The organism is Pseudomonas sp. (assembly GCF_050739655.1).
Classification (GTDB): domain Bacteria; phylum Pseudomonadota; class Gammaproteobacteria; order Pseudomonadales; family Pseudomonadaceae; genus Aquipseudomonas.
Map to the genome: position 1 here is coordinate 1 of NZ_JBOIBY010000515.1, position 1,512 is coordinate 1,512.

Here is a 1,512-nt window from a genome sequence, read left to right on the forward strand (position 1 = left end):
CGACCGACTTGCACGCGAGCGCGGTCGGCTTCCAGGCATTCGCGGACTTTCTCTTCCACGGCGCGCTGGTTCTTGGCAGGGGTCATGTCGATGAAGTCGATGACGATCAGGCCGCCGATGTCGCGCAAGCGCAACTGACGGGCGATTTCTTCGGCGGCTTCAAGGTTGGTCTGCAGAGCGGTTTCTTCGATGTCGCTGCCTTTAGTGGCGCGCGCCGAGTTGATGTCGATGGACACCAGGGCTTCGGTCGGATCGATAACGATGGAGCCACCGGAAGGCAGTTCGACGACGCGCTGGAAGGCGGTTTCGATCTGGCTTTCGATCTGGAAGCGGTTGAACAGCGGAACGCTGTCTTCGTACAGCTTGATCTTGCTGGCGTACTGCGGCATCACCTGGCGGATGAAGGTCAGGGCTTCGTCCTGGGCTTCAACGCTGTCGATCAGCACTTCGCCGATGTCCTGGCGCAGGTAATCGCGGATAGCGCGGATGATCACGTTGCTTTCCTGGTAGATCAGGAAAGGCGCGGAACGATCCAGGGAAGCTTCCTTGATGGCGGTCCAGAGTTGCAGCAGGTAGTCGAGGTCCCACTGCATTTCTTCGCTGCTGCGGCCTAGGCCGGCAGTGCGCACGATCAGGCCCATGTCGGCAGGGGCAACCAGGCCGTTCAGGGCTTCACGCAGTTCGTTGCGCTCTTCACCTTCGATGCGACGGGAGATACCGCCAGCACGCGGGTTGTTGGGCATCAGGACCAGATAACGACCGGCCAGGCTGATGAAGGTGGTCAGGGCAGCGCCCTTGTTGCCACGTTCTTCTTTTTCGACCTGAACGATGACTTCCTGGCCTTCGCTCAGGACTTCCTTGATGTTGACGCGGCCTTCGGGGGCTTTCTTGAAGTATTCGCGGGAGATTTCCTTGAGGGGCAGGAAGCCGTGGCGCTCGGAGCCGAAATCGACAAAGGCAGCCTCAAGGCTTGGTTCGATGCGAGTAATCCGGCCTTTATAGATGTTGGCCTTCTTCTGCTCGCGTGCACCGGATTCGATGTCCAGGTCGTAGAGGCGTTGGCCGTCTACCAGTGCAACACGCAACTCTTCGGGTTGAGTTGCGTTAATCAGCATTCTTTTCATGTAGTACCGTCGGTTTCCGGGCTGCCGGAAACGGCGTTCGGCACACACGACTTCTCACGGTCGGTGTCAGGTGCGTCGGGAGCGGTTGGCCATTCCCGTGTACAGCGATGTCGGGCCAATGTGGGCCTGCATCGCGACGTACGCGTCCTGCTTGCTGTGGCTACTTAAGCACTCAGTCAGGAGGAGGAATCAACCGGCGGCTGTGGACGAGATGAAGCGTCTTGATAAAGCCTATTGCTACACAGTCCAGCGGTTGTGCATCTCCACCCTACACGTATCCCTGATAATTCGGGTGCTGCCGCGCGCAGAATCCGCAGCGGGTTGGCATTTACCGTGAGCTCCGAAAGGGGAGGTCACGCATCATGGCTAATTTAGGCGTTGTTTCCGA

The 1,512-nt window shown here is 58.8% G+C and carries 1 protein-coding gene; it reads right to left on the reverse strand.

The genetic code is table 11. The features are described from left to right. Positions 1-1,124: Rne/Rng family ribonuclease (locus tag ACRESJ_RS24290; RefSeq protein WP_431760169.1), on the reverse strand; the 1,124-nt coding region annotated here is incomplete at its 3' end. Positions 1,125-1,512: the final 388 nt, after the last annotated feature.